We start from the raw sequence: 18,351 nt of genomic DNA, 5'->3' as shown, positions 1-18,351 counted from the left end.
AATTTCTATCACAAGGAGGGATTGGCTATGTTTGGTATTGAAAATTATCTGGGATTTATTCTTGCTGCCATTTTATTAAATATAACACCCGGAACAGATAGCATGTATATCATTACTCGTAGTATGTCACAGGGACAGACTGCAGGATTCTACTCTGTATTCGGTATTATCTCTGGTATTTTAGTACATACTTTGCTGGCTGCGCTCGGGTTGTCCGTCCTATTAGCCAATTCACCATTTGCATTTACGCTAGTGAAATATATTGGCGCAAGCTACTTATGCTATCTAGGCTTTAAAATGCTGACTAGCAAACCAGCACCTTTACTTGCCAGTAATTTACCCATTGAGGAAAAATTAGCGTCTACTCGACCGTTAGATAGGTGGCAGATATATAAGCAAGGGGTCATAACTAATACCTTTAATCCAAAAGTCGCATTATTTTTCTTGGCATTCTTCCCACAGTTTATCGACTCGAGTTACGGTAATAGCATGTTGTCTTTTTTAGGTCTTGGGCTAACTTTTGCCACGACCGCTTTTATGTGGTTCTCATGCTTGGCATTACTGTCGTCAAAGTTCAGTGAAAATCTGCGTAAGAATCCTACTATTGAAGTGATTTTAAATAGAATAAGCGGTGTCATATTTATCGGCATGGGAGTCAAGCTGCTGACTGAGAAAGGTTGAGCGATAAAATTACCTAAGCACGATAATATTGCATAAAAGAGCCCAATCATATGATTGGGCTCTTTGTCATACTAAGTCTAATCAATTATTACGCAGCGTCTTTGCTCTCAGCTGCCAGTTGACGTAGCACATAATGCAATACACCGCCATGACGCACATACTCGCGCTCTTTTGGCGTCTGTAACATGACATTGACATCAAAGCTCTCAGACGAACCATCGGCACGCGTAGCCGTGACTTTGGCGGTCTTGCTCTCACCATTATCTAGACCTGTGATACTAAGGACTTCAGAACCATCTAGATTATAGGTCGCTGCATTTTTACCCTCTTTAAAGGTCAATGGCAACACACCCATACCGACTAGGTTTGAACGGTGAATACGCTCAAACGAGCTGGTCAGTACCGCTTTTACACCGAGTAGAATCGTTCCCTTCGCTGCCCAGTCACGGCTAGAGCCAGAGCCATATTCTGCACCGCCAAGTACCACGAGCGGACGTTTGTCTTCTTTATACTTCATCGCCGCATCATAGATAGCCATTTCTTGACCATCTTGTAACGTGGCACTATCACCATTGAAGTAATAGGTATAACCGCCCTCTTTGCCCGCCATCATGGCGTTTTTGATACGAATATTGGCAAAGGTACCACGAGTCATGACCGCATCGTTACCACGGCGTGAGCCATAACTGTTGAAGTCAGCTTCCATCACACCACGCCCTTGCAAGTACTTACCCGCAGGAGAATCAGCATCGATATTACCAGCAGGTGAGATATGATCGGTGGTGATCGAATCACCGAACAACCCTAAGATACGCGCGCCTTCGATATCAGGGATACCTTCCGGCTCCATGGTCATGCCATCAAAGAACGGTGGGTTCTTAATGTACGTAGACTCTTCGCTCCATGGATACAGCTGGCTATCGGCTGAGCTAATCGCGTTCCATGCTGCACTACCGTCAAACACTTCGCCATAGTTTTTACGGAACATATCGGCGTCGATATTATTGGCAATTAGCTCGTTAATTTCTTCTGACGTTGGCCAGATGTCTTTTAGGAATACATCATTGCCTTCTTGGTCTTGTCCTAGAGGATGCGTGGTCAAGTCAATATCGACAGTACCTGCTAGGGCATAAGCAACAACCAATGGCGGTGACGCCAAGTAGCTGGCTTTTACGTGCGAGTGAATACGACCTTCAAAGTTACGGTTACCTGATAGTACAGCAGCGGCAACCAAATCACCTTCTTCGATAGCCCCTTCAATCGCCCCTAATAACGGACCTGAGTTACCGATACAAGTGGTACAGCCATAACCAACTAGGTAGAAGCCTATTTTCTCTAGCTCATCCATCAATTTGGCTTTTTCAAGATAATCAGTTACTACTTTTGACCCTGGAGCCAGTGAAGTTTTAACCCATGGTTTAGCTGTTAGGCCTTTTGCCGCGGCTTTTTTGGCAACCAAACCTGCGCCAATCATCACTGCTGGGTTTGAGGTATTGGTACAAGAAGTAATCGCTGCGATAACGACAGAACCATCACGCAATCTATACTCTTCGTCTTCGATTTTGACCGTGCAGTAAGTACTGCCTTCCGCGCAAAAAGGATTAGGTTTTGCCGCGAGCGTTTTTGCTTGCTCTTGCTTACCGCCTTCTTCATCGAAGCGAACCTTGGCTTCAACTTCTTTCTTACGGTCTTTGGTCATCGCCGTCAAGGTTTCGCCAAATTTTTCATGCATATCAGATAGATTAATACGCTGTTGTGGCAAGTTCGGACCAGCAAGTGCGGGCTGTACTGATGATAAATCCAATTCCAACTTACTTGAGTAGGTCGCTGCTGGAGTATCTGCATCATGCCATAAGCCTTGTGCCTTGGCATATTTTTCAACCAACTCGATTTGTGCTTCATCACGACCTGATAGACGTAGATAATCAATCGCCATTTGGTCAATCGGGAAAATACCGCACGTTGCACCATATTCTGGTGACATATTGGCAATGGTGGCACGATCTGCAAGTGGCATACTGTGTAAGCCTTCGCCATAAAATTCGACGAACTTACCAACCACGCCATGCGCACGCAGCATTTCAACCACACGTAACACTAAATCTGTTGCAGTAACGCCTTCGGTTAACTTACCTTTTAGCTCAAAACCAACCACTTGTGGGATGAGCATTGATGATGGCTGACCGAGCATTGCCGCTTCCGCTTCAATACCGCCCACGCCCCAACCAAGTACACCAATACCATTAATCATAGTAGTGTGACTGTCAGTACCAAATACCGTATCAGGATAAGCGGTCAGCTCACCGTCGACATCAGCAGCCATTACCACACGGGCCAAGTACTCTAAGTTGACCTGATGCACAATACCTGTGGCTGGTGGCACGACAACGAAGTTTTTAAAGGCATTCTTGCCCCAATGCAGAAATTCATAGCGCTCATTATTACGCTTGAACTCAATCTTTTCGTTAAGATCTATGGCATCTTCGCGGCCATAAGCATCAACTTGTACTGAGTGATCGACGACCAATTCACTTGGGATAAACGGGTTAATTTGCTCAGCTTTACCGCCAAGCTCAACGACGGCATCGCGCATCGCTGCCAAATCGACTACCGATGGCACACCAGTAAAATCCTGCAGGACAACACGGGCTGGCATAAAGGCTATTTCTTTTGACGCTTCTGCGCCTGCATCCCAATTGGCGACCGCTTCGATGTGATTTTTGCCAACAGACTGCCCGTCATCTTCATTACGCAATAAGTTTTCTAAAACGACTTTCATGCAAAATGGTAACTTGCTGATGTTTTCGTAAGTCTCGGTTAACTTGGGCAGACTGTAATAGGTATGGTCCTTGCTATCGACCGTAATGGTGTCTTTTACATTAAAAATATCACTCATGGTAGCTTCCTTATCGTTGTTATAGATCCTGAACATAAATGACTCTTGAACTAATATGACTATCAATCAATAAGCATTTATGCTGATAATTGGTGGCTAAATAATAGTGCTTAAATTTTTACTAAATGCATTTAATGGCTAACTTTAGTAGCTGTTATTAACAACTCAAATTAATGACTCATAAGAGTTGCTAAGAAAAATAGACCGCTGTATTTTTATACTTACAAAATCTTAGGTAACAAAAGACATAAGCATATCTTTAGTATTTAACAGTAACGTCCTTTTACCATAACAAATAACCCGAGCTTTGTTAACGTCTAGACGTAGTCAAATCGTGGCACAATCGTAAACGTAACAATGCTTTAGCGGTTAAGCATTAACGGTTAACTCGTAAGGTATTCCCTTATCTTTTTATTTTTGACGGCGACCACTGCGAAACACTTGGCTATCATCATAAAAGTTAGGCTTGGCATTTTCAGCCCAAAAATGCGGCACACCCAAAATAGGCAATGGAGACAGTTTGCGCGGTGTCACATCCGGTTGTGATAATAATGCCTCCATATAATCAGCTACTTTCTGATCCAAATGACTAATACGCTCAGATAGCGATAAGGCAAAAAAATCTGGCGTCACATAAATAACAATACTATGGGCGCATAATGCCTTGCGCGGCTGAAGTAGCTTCTCTAATAGTGCATGACCAAAAATATAAACTGCCGCCCGAGAGTGGTTATTCGATTGCTTTGGCTTATCCCACTGCTCACGCGGTTCTACCAAACTTTTTTGCCAGTCAAAATCAATGAGTGCCTCACCAATACTAGGCTCTGCTGTCACTAAAATCGCGCCGTTCTCATCAAGTACGGTAATGGTATCGCGGACACGCCCGCGACTGGCACCAATACCTTGTTGATTGATTTCAAGCATATGATAATAATTCAGCAGGGCTTTGGTCTTAGGAAAGGTTAGCCAAATACTACCGTTAAATAAGTCATGCAAATTATCCCGTGTCGGAATATTACCAGTCGTACCGATAAAGCTCTCGTACGCTTCACCTGCTGGCAACGCATTTTGTGAGACAAATCGTAAGGTTTGGGCTTGATTATTTAGCGCAGGTTTGGTTTGCGGTAATGACTGCTGTAGGTCATCAGCCTGTTGCTGCAACGCTGTATTTAAAACCTTGGCGATAATATCAGGTGTGTTTTCGAGTTTATCTGTTTGAGCAGGCTCATCTCTTAAAGAGCTAAGCTTTGTGATAGCTTTACTTATATAGCCTAACTGGTTTAAGTGACAGAGCCATGGCGCTTGCCAGTCAATGGCAGCAAAGCTGTCATCAAGCTGACTATCGCATGCAGACGGGTTATTAATAGCAGCTTCAACAGGCGCATTAACAGGCACATCGAAAGGAGCGTTGCAAAGATTGGTATTAGGCTTGGCAGGTAATTCAGTGGCGGTCATATTCACTATCTCTATTAGACGACTGGCGTGGCTATGGTATCATGGAGCGCTTTTTTACGGCTAGACGAGCCGCTCGAAATGACGTTTTCGTGCGCTACTGATTGATGAGTTTTTATGGCAAATTTTAACACCCACTTAAATGTCGCATTCATGGTCAGTGGTACGCTGAGTCTAACGGTTTATAAAGCTGGCTTGATTGATGATTCAGGTTTTTTGATGTGTGTGGCGCTCGGTACCATCGGTGGGTTGCTGCCTGATTTAGATTCAGATAACTCGACGCCGATTAAACTTGGCTTTAATATTACCTCGTTTATTTTTGCCTTTGGTCTGGTAATGCATTGGCGTAGTGAGCTGAGTTTACTGGCGTTGATAGCGTTATGGTTGGCCGGCTACGGCTTTATGCGTTATGTGGTATTTTCGATTTTTACCAATATGACCGTGCATCGTGGTGTCATTCACTCGGTGCCCTATATGGCGATAATGGGGCTTGGAATGACCTATATCAGCTACGATATTTTACACTTACCGTTGACGGTTAGCTGGTTTTACGGCTTGTTTTTATTCGGCGGCGCGATGGTACATTTGGCATTGGATGAGCTATATAGTGTGAATTTATCCAATATGAAAATGAAGCGCTCATCGGGTACGGCGATGAAGTTCTATCAACATAAAGACAAATGGTGGTATCTGCTACTGTACGCTATCCTTGCGCTCTTGGTATATTTTGCGCCACCATTTGATGAATTTTGGCAGCAGCTATGTGACCCCGCCCCTTGGGCAAAGCTTAAAATCGGTCTATGGCCAGAATTGATAAAAAACTGGCTAAATTAAAACTTATGAAGCTATCAAAACGAATAATAACTTGAGTAAATAATGTCAATTTCTCTACAGACCTGCCCTTGCCAAATGAACCCGTCATCGGATGACATTAGCGCGCCGCTACTTTATCAAGATTGCTGCCAGCCTTATCATGACAGTTTATTGAGCGAAGAAACTGATAAAGCTGACGGCATAAAAGCAGAAACTGCTGAACGCCTCATGCGGTCGCGTTATAGTGCTTTTGTGTTGGTCAAGCCAAACTATATCGTCAAGACTACAATACCCGCGCAGCAAAATTTACTAGATATTCAGGCAATTGAGAGTTGGGCAAAAGAGACGGACTGGGCAGGATTGGAAATCGTTGCGCACACGCCAAAGCTAGGTAAACGTCATGCGCAAGTTGAATTTAAGGCTTACTTTAATGTCTCTGATAATGAAGATGATGGCTTGCAGGCGCATCATGAATTGTCTGCCTTTGTAGAAGTAACAGACAAAGCGAACAACGATGCGCGTTGGTACTTCCTCGACCCAACAGTAGAAATGACTATAACCCAAAAACAGCCGTGTATTTGCGGTTCGGGTGAGAAGTTTAAGCGTTGTTGTGGAATGTATATTTAATTAACATCCACTATTCACCACTTCTAAACACTCGCCCCAACTGCCCGTGCCACCGCAACGCCTTCCTCAATCGTCAAAAACTTGCGCTGGCTTGGGCTGTCTTTATAAATGACATCCCCATCTTGAAATATTAAGCATTCATTGACTGCCAGCTGCTGCCATTTTTCATTTTCAGTCAATGGCACAGTCACTAAGATAGTCACTTTATCTTTATCAGTGGTTACATCACCAAAGTTAATCGCCAAATCATCATCTGCTAATTTTGCTTCACCAAATGGTGCTTTGCGCGTGAGATAAAACAGTAAACTGCCTGCATAAGCCAATTGCCATTGACCATTCGATATTAAGCAATTAAACAAACCGTTAGCGGATAAATAACGACATTGAGTCGTCAAAAAGTTAAACAGCGTTTTGTCATCCGGACGAGTTTTAAAGCTACTTTTCAGGCGATTGACCAGATAACAGAACGCCATTTCAGAATCAGTTGTGCCGACTGGTTGGCAATGTGAGGCATTACCATTGTCTTGCAGGCGCTGGCAGCGTTTAGTAAATTCGCTATTCATCTGTCCGTTGTGCGCAAATACCCACTGCTCACCCCAGACTTCACGGACAAAAGGATGGGTATTCGCCAAACAATTCTGACCTTGGGTGGCTTTACGAATATGTGCGATAACATTCATCGCTTTAATTGGATAATTATTAACCAAATCAGCAACGGGCGATAAATGGCTTGGGCGATTGTCATGGAATAAGCGTAGACCAGTCGAGGCATTGTCCGACTTTTCACTATTAGAGCTGTCACTATTAGTGCATTCGCTACGCTCAAAAAATGCAATACCAAAACCATCCTCATGACTGTCTGTCATGCCGCCGCGACGACGGAAGCCTGCAAAGCTAAAACCAATATCGGTTGGCGTATTACAGTTCATACCTAAAAGTTGACACATTTATAGAGTACCGCCGTTATTGTCGTCTGTTTCAGGCAAGCTTGCCGCATCCTTATCAATACTATCCAAAATGCGTTTGGCATGCACCAAATCGGTATCTTGTACCCAAAGCACGATGCCAGAATTCATACCAGGCATCGCACTCAGCGGTTGTAGAGAAACAGTAATATCATTATTACGCAGCAAATTGGCATGTAACTCACCTTGGATATTGGTATCGTAGCGTGCCAGTTTGTGCCAGTTATCAACTTGATCGGTCATGAGGTCGCCTTTATATGTTTGATACAGGAATGCTCAAAAAAAATTATACTAATTGATCGAGCGTATATTCTTTAATAATAAAATCGCTGCTATTACCTAAACTATCACATGTTTGCTCAGCTTGCGTAATACTGCTGAACACACCGGCTATCGGCTTTTCGATCTTATTATTAATAGCTAACAATACAAATACCGTATTTTGCACTTTTTCAACATGTGACCAATGATAAGCAGCTAGACGCTTCATCAAGTCAGGGTTTTTGACCATGATGTTATCACCGGTACGACCTTCGGTACGGTTATAATGAATGACGTTGAGACGTAATAGCCAAAAAATCACCGCGGCTTTTGCGAGCATCACTGGTAAGGCACGCTTTTCATCTTCACCGAGCATGCGTTTCGACTCATAGCCTTGCAAAAAAGCCGCCATTTTGCTGCGGTCAAAATTCACCGACTCGCCTTGTTCAGCCATACCCCAAGTGGTACAAAAATCATTAATGGTAATGGCAATATCCATCACATAATGCTCGACGCTGACTTCGGTAAAGTCTAACAATCCAGTCAGACGCGCTTCACCTTTTTGACTGTTATTTAAAGATAAGTTCCATAAAGTATTATCAGCAAACATGTCTAAATGACATAAGCCTTTTGGCAAAGTGGCAAGTGGCAAGTCCGTATAAGATTGCCAAATATCACTCATCAATTTAGCTTCGTCAGCTGGCATAAACTGCATTTCACGGTCGCGTACCTCGCTCCATGGGTATAATGGCACGCCATATTCTTCCGCAGGCTGTAGCTGTTGTAGCGTTTCATGCAATACTGCCAAAGATGCGCCAATTTCATGGCACATGGCTTGCGTAGTCTGCTGTGGATGAGAGCCTGCCAAACATGGCACTAAGGTAATCGCTTTATTATCATAGCGTATGACATAACATTTTTCTGCGCTATCAACGAGTGATAACGGCGCCGCTACCGGTAATTTACCATCTAATTGGTTTAAGATAACCGCCATTTTTTCGATATCTTCTGGTGGACGCTCTTCAAACAAGGTAAACACATAAGAATGTGCACCATCTACATCATCAGTCGTCTGAATAAACCAGTTAGAGTTTTTGATACCTTGGGTAATTGGAATGGCACGCGCGAATGACACGCCAAAACGTTGGCAAAAGGTAGCAAATTGATCATCGGTTAACTGGGTATAGACGGACATGACATCTCACTTATGGCAATTAAATAAAGGTAAATGGGATAAATATAGACGGTGATGGCGACGATTGCACCGCTTATAGATAAACTTTGGCAAAAAGCACATTAATCTTGCGAAAACCTGCCTGAGATGGCAGTGATTTTGCTAGACTAGCGCTTATAGAATGAATTGATTATAAGGTGAAAGACCCTATGTTAGCAAAGCGTATCATCCCTTGTTTGGACGTTGATAATGGGCGCGTGGTCAAAGGCGTACAATTTGTCGATATCAAAGATGCAGGTGACCCTGTCGAAGTAGCGAAACGCTACAATGAACAAGGCGCCGATGAGATTACTTTTTTGGACATTACTGCAACCAATGACGAGCGCGATACCACCTATCATACGGTCGAGCGTATGGCGGAAACGGTATTTGTGCCATTAACTGTCGGCGGCGGCGTGCGTAAGATTGCGGATATCCGCAACTTACTCAATGCAGGTGCGGATAAAGTAGCGATTAATTCAGCAGCGGTATTTACCCCTGAGTTCGTCGGTGAAGCGGCGCAGAAATTTGGTAATCAATGTATTGTTGTGGCTATCGATGCCAAACGCGTTGCAGATATCACGGTTGATGGTGTTATCGTACCGCATTGGGAGATTTTCACCCACGGCGGTCGTAAGCCAACAGGCATTGATGCCGTCGCTTGGGCAAGCAAAATGGCTGAGCTTGGCGCTGGTGAATTATTGGTAACTTCTATGGATAGCGATGGCACCAAAAAAGGCTACGATTTGGCATTAATGAAGCAAATTACCAGTCGTGTAAATGTACCGGTCATTGCTTCAGGCGGCGTCGGTAATTTACAGCATTTAGCCGAAGGCGTATTAGAAGGTGGCGTCGATGCCGTCCTTGCTGCCAGTATTTTTCACTTTGGTGAGTATACCGTTCAAGAAGCCAAAGCATATATGGCAGCGCAAGGGATACAAATGCGTTTGTAAGACGTTGGTAAAATACAAATATAGTAGAAAAAAATGTTATCATAGCGCTAACTGCTTATTATCATTTGGTTTTCGTTCATTTGACTGCCTATTTATCTGCTCACTAGCCAATTAAATAAGCGATTTGAACCTAACAATATATTTAGATTCCTAATACTTAGATTCTTATACTTCTATTAATAGCCTATTCGGCAAAGGATTTTTTATGTCAAATTTACAACAGCAACGCAATGACGTGACCCATATTGATGGCAATTTACATCAAAACGAGGACGTGCGTATCGGTATCGTCGTCGGTCGTTTTAATGGTTTTGTCGTTGAATCATTGGTAGATGGTGCAATCGACGCCCTACTTCGTCATGGTGTATTGGGTAGCAATATTACCGTTATTCGCGTTCCTGGTGCTTTCGAATTGCCATTGGTTGCTCAGCGCGCTGCTGAATCAGACCGTTTTGATGCCATCATTGCGTTAGGCGCGATTATCCGTGGTAGCACGCCGCATTTCGACTTTGTCGCAAGCGAATCTGCTAAAGGTTTAAGCAGTGTTGCCATTGACTATAATATTCCAGTAGCAAACGGCGTATTGACTACTGACAGCATCGAGCAAGCGATTGAGCGTGCTGGTACTAAAGCTGGTAATAAAGGTTCAGAAGCAGCGATGGTTGTACTAGAAATGCTTGCCGTGTTATCACAGTTAGACATTGATGATGGCAGCGAAGACGCTTAATTGCACTCACTGTTAGCCGCATTTGTGAGTATAAAATTATTATTTATTGTTTGAAACGGGGCTATGGTTATAACGATAGCCCTCAGCACTTTACAATAGCGTTAATATTTTAAATGATTATCGAACATCCATCTCCAAGACTGACTAGCAACATTTGCTAGTCGACCACTATTTAACATTTTATTTTTAAACTTATTATCTCAAAAACTAGGTATAGACCCCTTATGACTGACCAACTCAAGCGCGCTATTAGCGCTGCACAAACCGCACAAGTTAATGACCAACAAGCTGAAGCCACGCGCATCGCGAGCAGCAGTGCGGGCGATCAAACCTTTGATATGAGTGAGTCTTCTTATAAGACCAGTCACACTGCTATTCGTAAGGCACGCCGCTTTGCTATGCAAGGTCTATATGAATGGCTGGTTACTGACCGCCGTTTTGATATCGATGGCAAGCTTGGCTGGAAAGCCAATGCCCCGCACGATATTGCTGCTCGTACACGCGCGACTAATGCCATGCATACTGTACATATTGGCTACTATCATGAAATGATGCGTGATATCCCAGAGCAGATTGATGCCTTAGATGCGCTTATTAGCCAGCATCTAGATCGTGAAATCAATAAACTCGATACGGTTGAACATGCCATTCTTTTAGTTGGCGCTTACGAGCTACAAAATCGTTTAGAAATTCCGTACAAAGTGGTACTTGATGAAGCGATGAAGCTAAACAATCACTTTGGCGCGACAGATGCACATAAACTGATTAATGCCGTCTTAGATAGAATGGCAGTTGAGCTACGTGCTCCTGAAGTAGAAGCAGATAGTAAAGCCAATCTTCGCACCTCGCAAAAAGCGGCAGCTAAGCCTGTTACTAAAGCGGATAAAAACACAGATATCAATGCTAATAATAGTGATATCGAAGAAAAACCAACAGCATCAAATAAACCACGTATCAGTGCTAATAATGCCAGTGTTAAACGCAATAGTGTCAGTAAAGCTTTGGCAAATATTACTGATTACAAAGCCAGTAAGCAGAACGATACTCAAAATACGGTTGAAGAAATTATTATTAAACCGACTAGCATCGAAACAGTCATCGTTGATAAAGCAGACGAGATTGCCGTTAGTGCCGTTAGTGCCGAAAACATTGCCAATGATCAGCCAGTAGAAGAAAACATCGCTGCTAGCAATGACAAAGTTACAGCAGAGGTCGAATTACTTGACTCGAATAGCGTTGATTTTGATACAAAAAGTGCTGAATTAAACGATACTGATGAAAAAAGCCAAGACTAGCCATGAATGAATTTGAGCTGATTGAGCGTATATTTTCGCAAATGCAAGCCACGCAGTCATCATCTAACGCTGTCGAAAAGGGCATCGGTGATGATGCAGCAGTCATGGCATTGCCGCAAGGCGCGCGCTTGGTCAGCTGTATTGACACACTCGTTCAAGGTCGACACTTTAGCGCTGGTTGGGATCAAGTTAATGAGCTGGCATTTGCCATTGGTTATAAAGCGGTAGCCGTTAACGTCTCTGATATCGCGGCTATGGGTGCCACCCCGCATAGCATTTTACTGGCATTAGCATTACCTCAGCGCCTTGCTAATAGTCAGTGGCTGACTGATTTTGCCAAAGGTTTATTTCATGCTTGCCAGTTATTTGGTGTGACCTTGATAGGCGGCGATACGACCCATAATGATAGCTTAGTGTTAAGTGTCAGTGCCCAAGGGCTGCTTGCCGCAGATACTCCAGCTGTCTATCGCTCAGGTGCGCAAGTCGGTGATAAAATTTATGTATCAGGTACACTGGGCGATGCTGCTTATGCCTTACAGCACCCTGATAATGCTATCGGTATTGAACTTGCGCATCGACTTCATATGCCAACACCACGTATTAGCTTAGGTGCAGCACTAGCACAAATCGGTGCAACGTCAATGATAGATATCTCTGATGGTCTTTATCAAGATCTTGGTCATATCTGCGAGCAAAGCGGCATCGCTATGAGACTTAATTTGGAAGCTCTTCCTACCAGTAACCCTTTAGCTAGTATCGATGTATCTGAGCGGCTATTGTGTCAATTAACTGGTGGCGATGATTATGAGTTGGCTTTTACCTTGCCTCCCCATATTGAGCCGTCTTCTTGTACCGACGTTAATACGCCTGTGACTTACATTGGTAATGTGATTGCATTGGCGAGTGATAGAAATACAGATAATGTGGCGCATAAACGTCCTAAACTTTATTATCAAGATCAGCCAGTGACACCCACCCATCCCTCACCGTTTATTACTTGGCCCAATCTTACGGGTTACCAACATTTTGCAGGTTAACCCATGACCGATCACGACCTAGTTAAGCCCGATATCCGTAAAGCAAATGATTGCCCTCCTCTGCCAGTCAACGCCACCATGCTTGACCGCGCAGTTTATTGGCTCGGTATCGGCTTGGGCAGTGGTATACCTCGCCGGGCGCCCGGCACTTGGGGTACGGTTGGCGGCTTAACTGTTGCAATACCGCTGCTAAGCTTAGGTTTTATACCATTTTTAATTATTACACTTTTATCTTGCATCATTGGTATCTGGATATGTAGTCGCACCTCAGATTTGATGGGCGGTCATGATGATCCACATATCGTCTGGGATGAGTGGGCAGGTATATGGATTACCTTATTGCCGTTGTCCTATATAGGTATTGCTGACGGTAATTTTTGGCACAATATCTCGCAACCTTTTTCTGTCGCTGCTCTGATCATGATCTTTATACTTTTTCGCTTTTTTGACATCATTAAGCCACCACCCATTGGATGGGCAGATAAAAAAGTCGCTGGCGGTCTAGGCATTATGTTAGATGACATTATTGCTGGCATTATGGCAGCGGCAGTTTGGGTTATTATTTATAATATGATCCTCTAATTTTACATTAACAGCGCATTTATTTTATCTTGTAACCAGATGGTTATAACACAACAACTTTCATCATTTAATATTGCTGTTAGCGATAGCTGAATTACAAAGAGGTCACGACATAGCGTTTTAGCTAAATGGCAATTTACGCTATAATCCAAAATTATATTTTGTTACATTTGTAGGGCTCTTTTTTAGGAATACTATGACATCTCCTCTTTCGGTAATTATCCTCGCTGCTGGTAAAGGCACGCGTATGCAGTCGGCCAAGCCAAAAGTGCTACAGACATTGGCTGGCAAGTCATTGCTAGGTCACGTGTTAGACACTTGCCATCAATTGACGGTTGATGACACCATCATTGTGCATGGTTTTGGTGGCGAGCAAGTACAAGATCACATTGACCAGCAATATGCGCATTTGCCCATTACTTGGGTTGCCCAAACTGAGCAGTTGGGCACGGGACATGCGGTCAAAGTGACTCTATCTGAGTTACCAAAAGATGGACAAAGCCTCATTCTTTACGGCGACGTGCCATTGGTTAGCTGCCAAACGTTAGCGACTCTACAGGATGCCAATACTGACGGCATGTCTATGTTGACGCTAACCGTAGATAATCCATTTGGTCTTGGTCGTATTAAACGTGATAAAGATGGCAATATTGAAGCCATTATTGAGCAAAAAGATGCCAATAGCGATGAGCAGCAGATACAAGAAATTAATAGCGGTATTTACTGCGTCGATAATGCTTTATTGCATAAATTTTTGCCCAAACTATCAAATGACAATGCGCAGCAAGAATACTATCTGACCGATATTGTCAAAATGGCGGTTGCTGATGGCATTACTATTGCAGCGATTGAGCCTGAGCATACCTTTGAGATTGAAGGTGTGAATAACCGCCAACAACTTGCTAGCTTAGAGCGTACATGGCAAGGTAAACTGGTCGCCGACTTACAAGAAGCTGGCGTACAGTTCGCTGACCCTACTCGTGTCGATATTCGTGGCACCTTGAGCGCAGGTCAGGACGTGTTTGTCGATGTGGGTGTGGTATTTGAAGGCGATTGTGTCTTAGGTGATAATGTTTATATTGAAGCGGGCTGTGTCATTAAAAACGCCCAGATAGGCAACGCTTGTCATATAAAACCTTATTGCGTGATTGATAGGGCTGAAGTTGGCGCTGGTGTAGATATTGGTCCTTTTGCGCATTTACGTCCTGAGACAATACTCTCTGACAACAGCAAAGTCGGTAATTTTGTCGAAATTAAAAAATCAACGATTGGTGATGGTAGCAAGGTTAATCATCTAAGCTATATTGGTGATGCCACTATTGGTACTGGTGTCAATGTTGGCGCTGGTGTGATTACTTGCAATTATGATGGTGTAAATAAATCACAAACCATCATTGAAGATAATGCCTTTATTGGCTCTAACTCAAGTCTAGTGGCGCCAGTGAAAATTGGTGATACCGCTACTGTGGCAGCTGGTTCAGTGATTACTAAAAACGTTGATGCTCATGCATTAGCCTTTGGTCGTGCTCGTCAAACACAGAAAAATGACTTTAAGCGTCCGACTAAAAAATAATGGCAGCGTTGACAGTTAGCTAAATAAAAACGGCTCTTAGCAATCTCAAGCAGTACGACAATGATTTGTGGTGCTGCTTATTTATATTTATAGATTAAACAGACATCGTCATACATAGAAATACATAGAAATACTAATAATTAAATTTAAGGAATAGTTATGTGCGGAATAGTTGGAGCAGTGGCTGAGCGTAATATCGCCAATATCTTACTTGAGGGACTTAAGCGCCTAGAATATAGAGGCTATGATTCTGCTGGTCTGACTGTCATTCGTGATGGCGAGCTCCACCGTGAGCGCCAAGTGGGTAAAGTTCAGGCCTTAGTCGATGCCGTCGCAGTCAACCCAGAGTTTTTCGATGGTCATATTGGTATTGCGCATACACGCTGGGCAACGCATGGCGAGCCGGCTCAGCGTAACGCCCATCCGCATGTTTCAGGCAAGATTGCTGTGGTACATAATGGTATCGTTGAAAACTACGCCGAGCTAAAAGAAGAATTAATTGCCAAAGGGTACGAGTTTACCTCGCAAACCGATACCGAAGTCGTCGCGCATCTCATTAACGATATCTATAAAGCAACGCCTGACTTATTAGAAGCCGTTCGCACTGTCACTCCTTTATTACATGGCGCATTTGCCCTTGGCGTTATCCATATTGATTGCCCAGAAGAGCTTATTACGGTACGTTTAGGCTCTCCTTTAGTGATTGGCGTCGGTATTGGCGAAAACTTTATCGCCTCCGATCAATTGGCACTTTTACCAGTGACCAATCGTTTTATGTATCTAGAGGAAGGCGATATTGCCCGATTAACGCGTAACAGTATTCAGGTTTACGCTGATGGTGTCGAGGTCACACGCCAAATCCATGAAATTGACGCAGCACAACACAATGCGGACAAAGGCGAATTTAAGCATTATATGCTCAAAGAAATTTACGAGCAGCCAGATGCCGTCGCTCGCACTCTCGAGATGGCATTAGATAATGATGAGCCAACTAAACTGCGTGATTATTTTCTGCAACGTCATGAAACGCAATTAAAAGGCATTAAGCACGTACAAGTGATCGCTTGTGGTACTAGCTATCATTCAGGTCTGGTCGCAAAATATTGGTTTGAGAGTCTTATTCGTCTGCCTTGCTCAGTGGAAGTTGCCAGTGAGTTCCGTTATCGCAATCCAGTCGTCATTGATAACTCTTTAGTGATTTGTATTTCTCAGTCGGGCGAGACTGCTGATACTTTATCTGCACTACGTGATATTCAAAAACAGTCTCCTATTGGACTGGTTAGTCTGGCATTGTGCAATGTGCCAACCTCATCATTGGTACGTGAAACGGATATCTTCTTACCAACGCTTGCCGGTCCCGAGATTGGCGTGGCATCTACAAAAGCCTTTACTACTCAGCTTGCAGCACTGATGTTATTGTTATTAAAGGTAGGTGTGACCCAACAGCGCATGACTGATGAAAATTTGAGCACGCTGCTTGGTCAACTGCAACAACTACCGGGTCAGCTCCATGCCAGCTTACACCTCGACGCGCCTATCAAGATCATGAGTGAGCATTTTGAATATAAAAAAAGCTGCTTATTCCTAGGTCGTGGTTTACAGTTCCCAATTGCTCTAGAAGGCGCATTAAAGTTAAAAGAAATCTCTTATATTCATGCTGAAGGCTATGCGGCAGGCGAGCTGAAGCACGGACCATTGGCATTAGTTGATAAAGACATGCCTATCGTGGTGCTAGCACCTAAAGACAGTATGTTTGATAAGCTAAAAGCCAATATGCAAGAAGTACATGCCCGTCATGGTGAACTGTTTGTCTTTGCGAGCGAATCCAGTCAAATGGTCGCAGCAGATAGATTACACGTGGTGTATGTGCCAGATGTTTGCGAAACGCTTGCGCCGATTGTTTATAGCGTGCCAGTACAGCTGCTGTCGTACCATGTGGCGGTGATGCGTGGTACTGATGTCGATCAGCCACGTAACTTAGCAAAATCAGTTACAGTCGAATAATGTTTACTAATTTAACAATATTTATTGTCATTGAGTAATAAAGTATCATATTAGACAATTCATTCTATTGACTCAACTATTAGCCCTTGCTGTTGTTTAATACCACAGCAAGGGTTTTTTATGCGCTCAAAAAAAAAGCAAAGATGGCTTAAAGAAAGTAGAGGTACAATACAAAAAAATAGCGATACCCCGTCTTTCATTAAATGAGGTATCACTACTATGACTATGCTTCATTACCTTTAAAGACTTTTAGTCTCTTTCTAATACCACTCTATAGCGAGCGTTACCACTCTCTAGGCGCTCAAATGCTTCATTGATATCAGACATTTTATACGTTTCAGTCACTGGCTGAATATTATGTCGAGCGGCAAAATCTAACATTTTTCGCAGGGTTGACGGTGATCCAACTGGTGAGCCTGACAGACTGTTTTGAGACATAATCATTGGTGCAGCTGATATCTCTAATGGAGCTTCTAACAGTCCAACAAAGTGTAGTTTACCTTTTGGTCTCAAAGTCTTGATCACAACATCCCAGTTCATATCGACGTTCACTGTTGATATGATTAAATCAAAAGAACCAGCGGCTTTTTCAATTTCACTATCCTCTCTTGAGTTTAATGAGTGATGAGCGCCCATCTCTTTTGCTTCTTCCATTTTTGATTCACTGGTAAATGCCGTCACTTCACAGCCCCACGCATTGGCAAACTGAAGCGCTAGATGACCTAAACCACCGATACCGATAACAGCGACTCTTGAGGTTGGCGTGATGTCGTACTGCATAAGCGGATTAAACACCGTAACGCCACCGCATAGCAATGGTCCTACCGCATTAAAATCCAGCCCTTCAGGTATCTTGATGACGCTCGTATCTTTTGCGCGCACCTTATCTGCAAAACCGCCATGATTACCAATGATAGTCCCTTCTTGCTCAGGGCATAGATTGTGGTCCCCACCAATACATAGATCACAAACGTTGCAATATCCTTTATGCCAGCCAAGTCCGACTTTATCGCCAAGCTCTAGGTGCTTGACGTGCTTGCCCTTTGCGAGGACTTTTCCTGCGACTTCATGCCCACCTACAAACGGATATTGGGTCATTCCCCATTCGTTTTGCCACATCGATAGATCGCTATGGCAGATACCGCAGCTATGTACTTCGATTTCTACTTCATGATCCCCTAATGTGCCAGGATCATATTGATAAGGCACAAACTCGCCACCTTTTTCTTTTGCTGCATAGGCATTAATCATAGTTATTCCTTGTTTTCTAAT

At 43.5% G+C, this 18,351-nt stretch carries 16 protein-coding genes; 10 read left to right on the top strand and 6 right to left on the bottom strand.

The genetic code is table 11. From position 1 onward, the window contains the following. The first annotated feature begins 27 nt into the window (after positions 1 to 27). Entirely contained in the window at positions 28 to 681 is a 654-nt protein-coding gene (locus FQ083_RS09645; protein WP_149409698.1) for a LysE family translocator, read from the top strand. A gap of 88 nt (positions 682 to 769) precedes the next feature. On the opposite strand, the gene acnA is transcribed toward FQ083_RS09645, so the two are convergent. Both acnA and FQ083_RS09635 read right to left on the bottom strand, forming a co-directional pair. Then, positions 770 to 3,577: an aconitate hydratase AcnA gene (gene acnA / locus FQ083_RS09640; protein WP_149409697.1), complete on the bottom strand. Its 2,808-nt coding sequence runs from the start codon at positions 3,575 to 3,577 to the stop codon at positions 770 to 772. A gap of 411 nt (positions 3,578 to 3,988) precedes the next feature. Continuing rightward, a complete protein-coding gene (locus FQ083_RS09635) occupies positions 3,989 to 5,032 on the bottom strand; it encodes a DUF3025 domain-containing protein (protein ID WP_149409696.1) in 1,044 nt (347 codons plus the stop codon). A gap of 114 nt (positions 5,033 to 5,146) precedes the next feature. Here FQ083_RS09635 and FQ083_RS09630 point away from each other — a divergent pair, with 114 nt between their 5' ends. Then, positions 5,147 to 5,863 carry a metal-dependent hydrolase gene (locus FQ083_RS09630; RefSeq protein WP_149409695.1) on the top strand — a complete coding sequence of 239 codons (717 nt, stop codon included), beginning with the start codon at positions 5,147 to 5,149 and terminating at the stop codon, positions 5,861 to 5,863. Positions 5,864 to 5,905: 42 nt separating this feature from the next. After that, a complete protein-coding gene (locus tag FQ083_RS09625) occupies positions 5,906 to 6,469 on the top strand; it encodes a YchJ family protein (RefSeq protein ID WP_149409694.1) in 564 nt (187 codons plus the stop codon). A gap of 23 nt (positions 6,470 to 6,492) precedes the next feature. On the opposite strand, the gene FQ083_RS09620 is transcribed toward FQ083_RS09625, so the two are convergent. From FQ083_RS09620 to FQ083_RS09610, 3 genes are read right to left on the bottom strand one after another with little or no spacing between them, the layout of a single operon-like run. Beyond that, a complete protein-coding gene (locus tag FQ083_RS09620; RefSeq protein WP_149409693.1) occupies positions 6,493 to 7,416 on the bottom strand; it encodes a class II glutamine amidotransferase in 924 nt (307 codons plus the stop codon). Continuing rightward, positions 7,417 to 7,677, bottom strand: coding sequence for a hypothetical protein (locus FQ083_RS09615; protein ID WP_149409692.1), 261 nt, complete (start codon positions 7,675 to 7,677; stop codon positions 7,417 to 7,419). It abuts the gene before it with no gap. A 43-nt stretch (positions 7,678 to 7,720) separates the two neighbouring features. After that, on the bottom strand, positions 7,721 to 8,890 hold the full coding sequence (locus FQ083_RS09610) for a homoserine kinase (protein WP_149409691.1): 1,170 nt from the start codon (positions 8,888 to 8,890) through the stop codon (positions 7,721 to 7,723). 188 nt (positions 8,891 to 9,078) lie between these two features. Here FQ083_RS09610 and hisF point away from each other — a divergent pair, with 188 nt between their 5' ends. The 7 genes from hisF (at position 9,079) to glmS (ending at position 17,079) form a co-directional block, all read left to right on the top strand. Further along, the gene (gene hisF, locus FQ083_RS09605) at positions 9,079 to 9,861 is read left to right on the top strand and encodes an imidazole glycerol phosphate synthase subunit HisF (RefSeq protein WP_149409690.1); all 783 of its coding nucleotides are present in this window, start codon (positions 9,079 to 9,081) and stop codon (positions 9,859 to 9,861) included. A gap of 205 nt (positions 9,862 to 10,066) precedes the next feature. Further along, the gene (ribE, locus tag FQ083_RS09600) at positions 10,067 to 10,588 is read left to right on the top strand and encodes a 6,7-dimethyl-8-ribityllumazine synthase (protein WP_149409689.1); all 522 of its coding nucleotides are present in this window, start codon (positions 10,067 to 10,069) and stop codon (positions 10,586 to 10,588) included. A 224-nt stretch (positions 10,589 to 10,812) separates the two neighbouring features. Continuing rightward, the gene (nusB, locus tag FQ083_RS09595; protein WP_262881099.1) at positions 10,813 to 11,883 is read left to right on the top strand and encodes a transcription antitermination factor NusB; all 1,071 of its coding nucleotides are present in this window, start codon (positions 10,813 to 10,815) and stop codon (positions 11,881 to 11,883) included. 2 nt (positions 11,884 to 11,885) lie between these two features. Then, positions 11,886 to 12,920 (top strand): thiamine-phosphate kinase, encoded by a 1,035-nt coding sequence (thiL, locus tag FQ083_RS09590; protein ID WP_149409688.1) that lies wholly within the window; start codon positions 11,886 to 11,888, stop codon positions 12,918 to 12,920. Between the two features lie 3 nt (positions 12,921 to 12,923). Further along, complete coding sequence (locus tag FQ083_RS09585) at positions 12,924 to 13,502, top strand: phosphatidylglycerophosphatase A (protein WP_149409687.1); 579 nt, start codon at positions 12,924 to 12,926, stop codon at positions 13,500 to 13,502. Positions 13,503 to 13,698: 196 nt separating this feature from the next. Beyond that, positions 13,699 to 15,075 carry a bifunctional UDP-N-acetylglucosamine diphosphorylase/glucosamine-1-phosphate N-acetyltransferase GlmU gene (gene glmU, locus FQ083_RS09580; RefSeq protein WP_149409686.1) on the top strand — a complete coding sequence of 459 codons (1,377 nt, stop codon included), beginning with the start codon at positions 13,699 to 13,701 and terminating at the stop codon, positions 15,073 to 15,075. Positions 15,076 to 15,234: 159 nt separating this feature from the next. Next, entirely contained in the window at positions 15,235 to 17,079 is a 1,845-nt protein-coding gene (gene glmS / locus FQ083_RS09575) for a glutamine--fructose-6-phosphate transaminase (isomerizing) (RefSeq protein WP_149409685.1), read from the top strand. A 249-nt stretch (positions 17,080 to 17,328) separates the two neighbouring features. Here glmS and FQ083_RS09570 read toward each other — a convergent pair whose 3' ends face one another. Further along, positions 17,329 to 18,330 (bottom strand): NAD(P)-dependent alcohol dehydrogenase, encoded by a 1,002-nt coding sequence (locus FQ083_RS09570; RefSeq protein ID WP_020444493.1) that lies wholly within the window; start codon positions 18,328 to 18,330, stop codon positions 17,329 to 17,331. Positions 18,331 to 18,351 lie beyond the last annotated feature (21 nt).

Origin of the sequence: Psychrobacter sp. ANT_H59 (assembly GCF_008369225.1) — a bacterium.
GTDB lineage: Bacteria > Pseudomonadota > Gammaproteobacteria > Pseudomonadales > Moraxellaceae > Psychrobacter > Psychrobacter cryohalolentis.
This window is presented reverse-complemented; position numbering and strand designations above follow the sequence as displayed.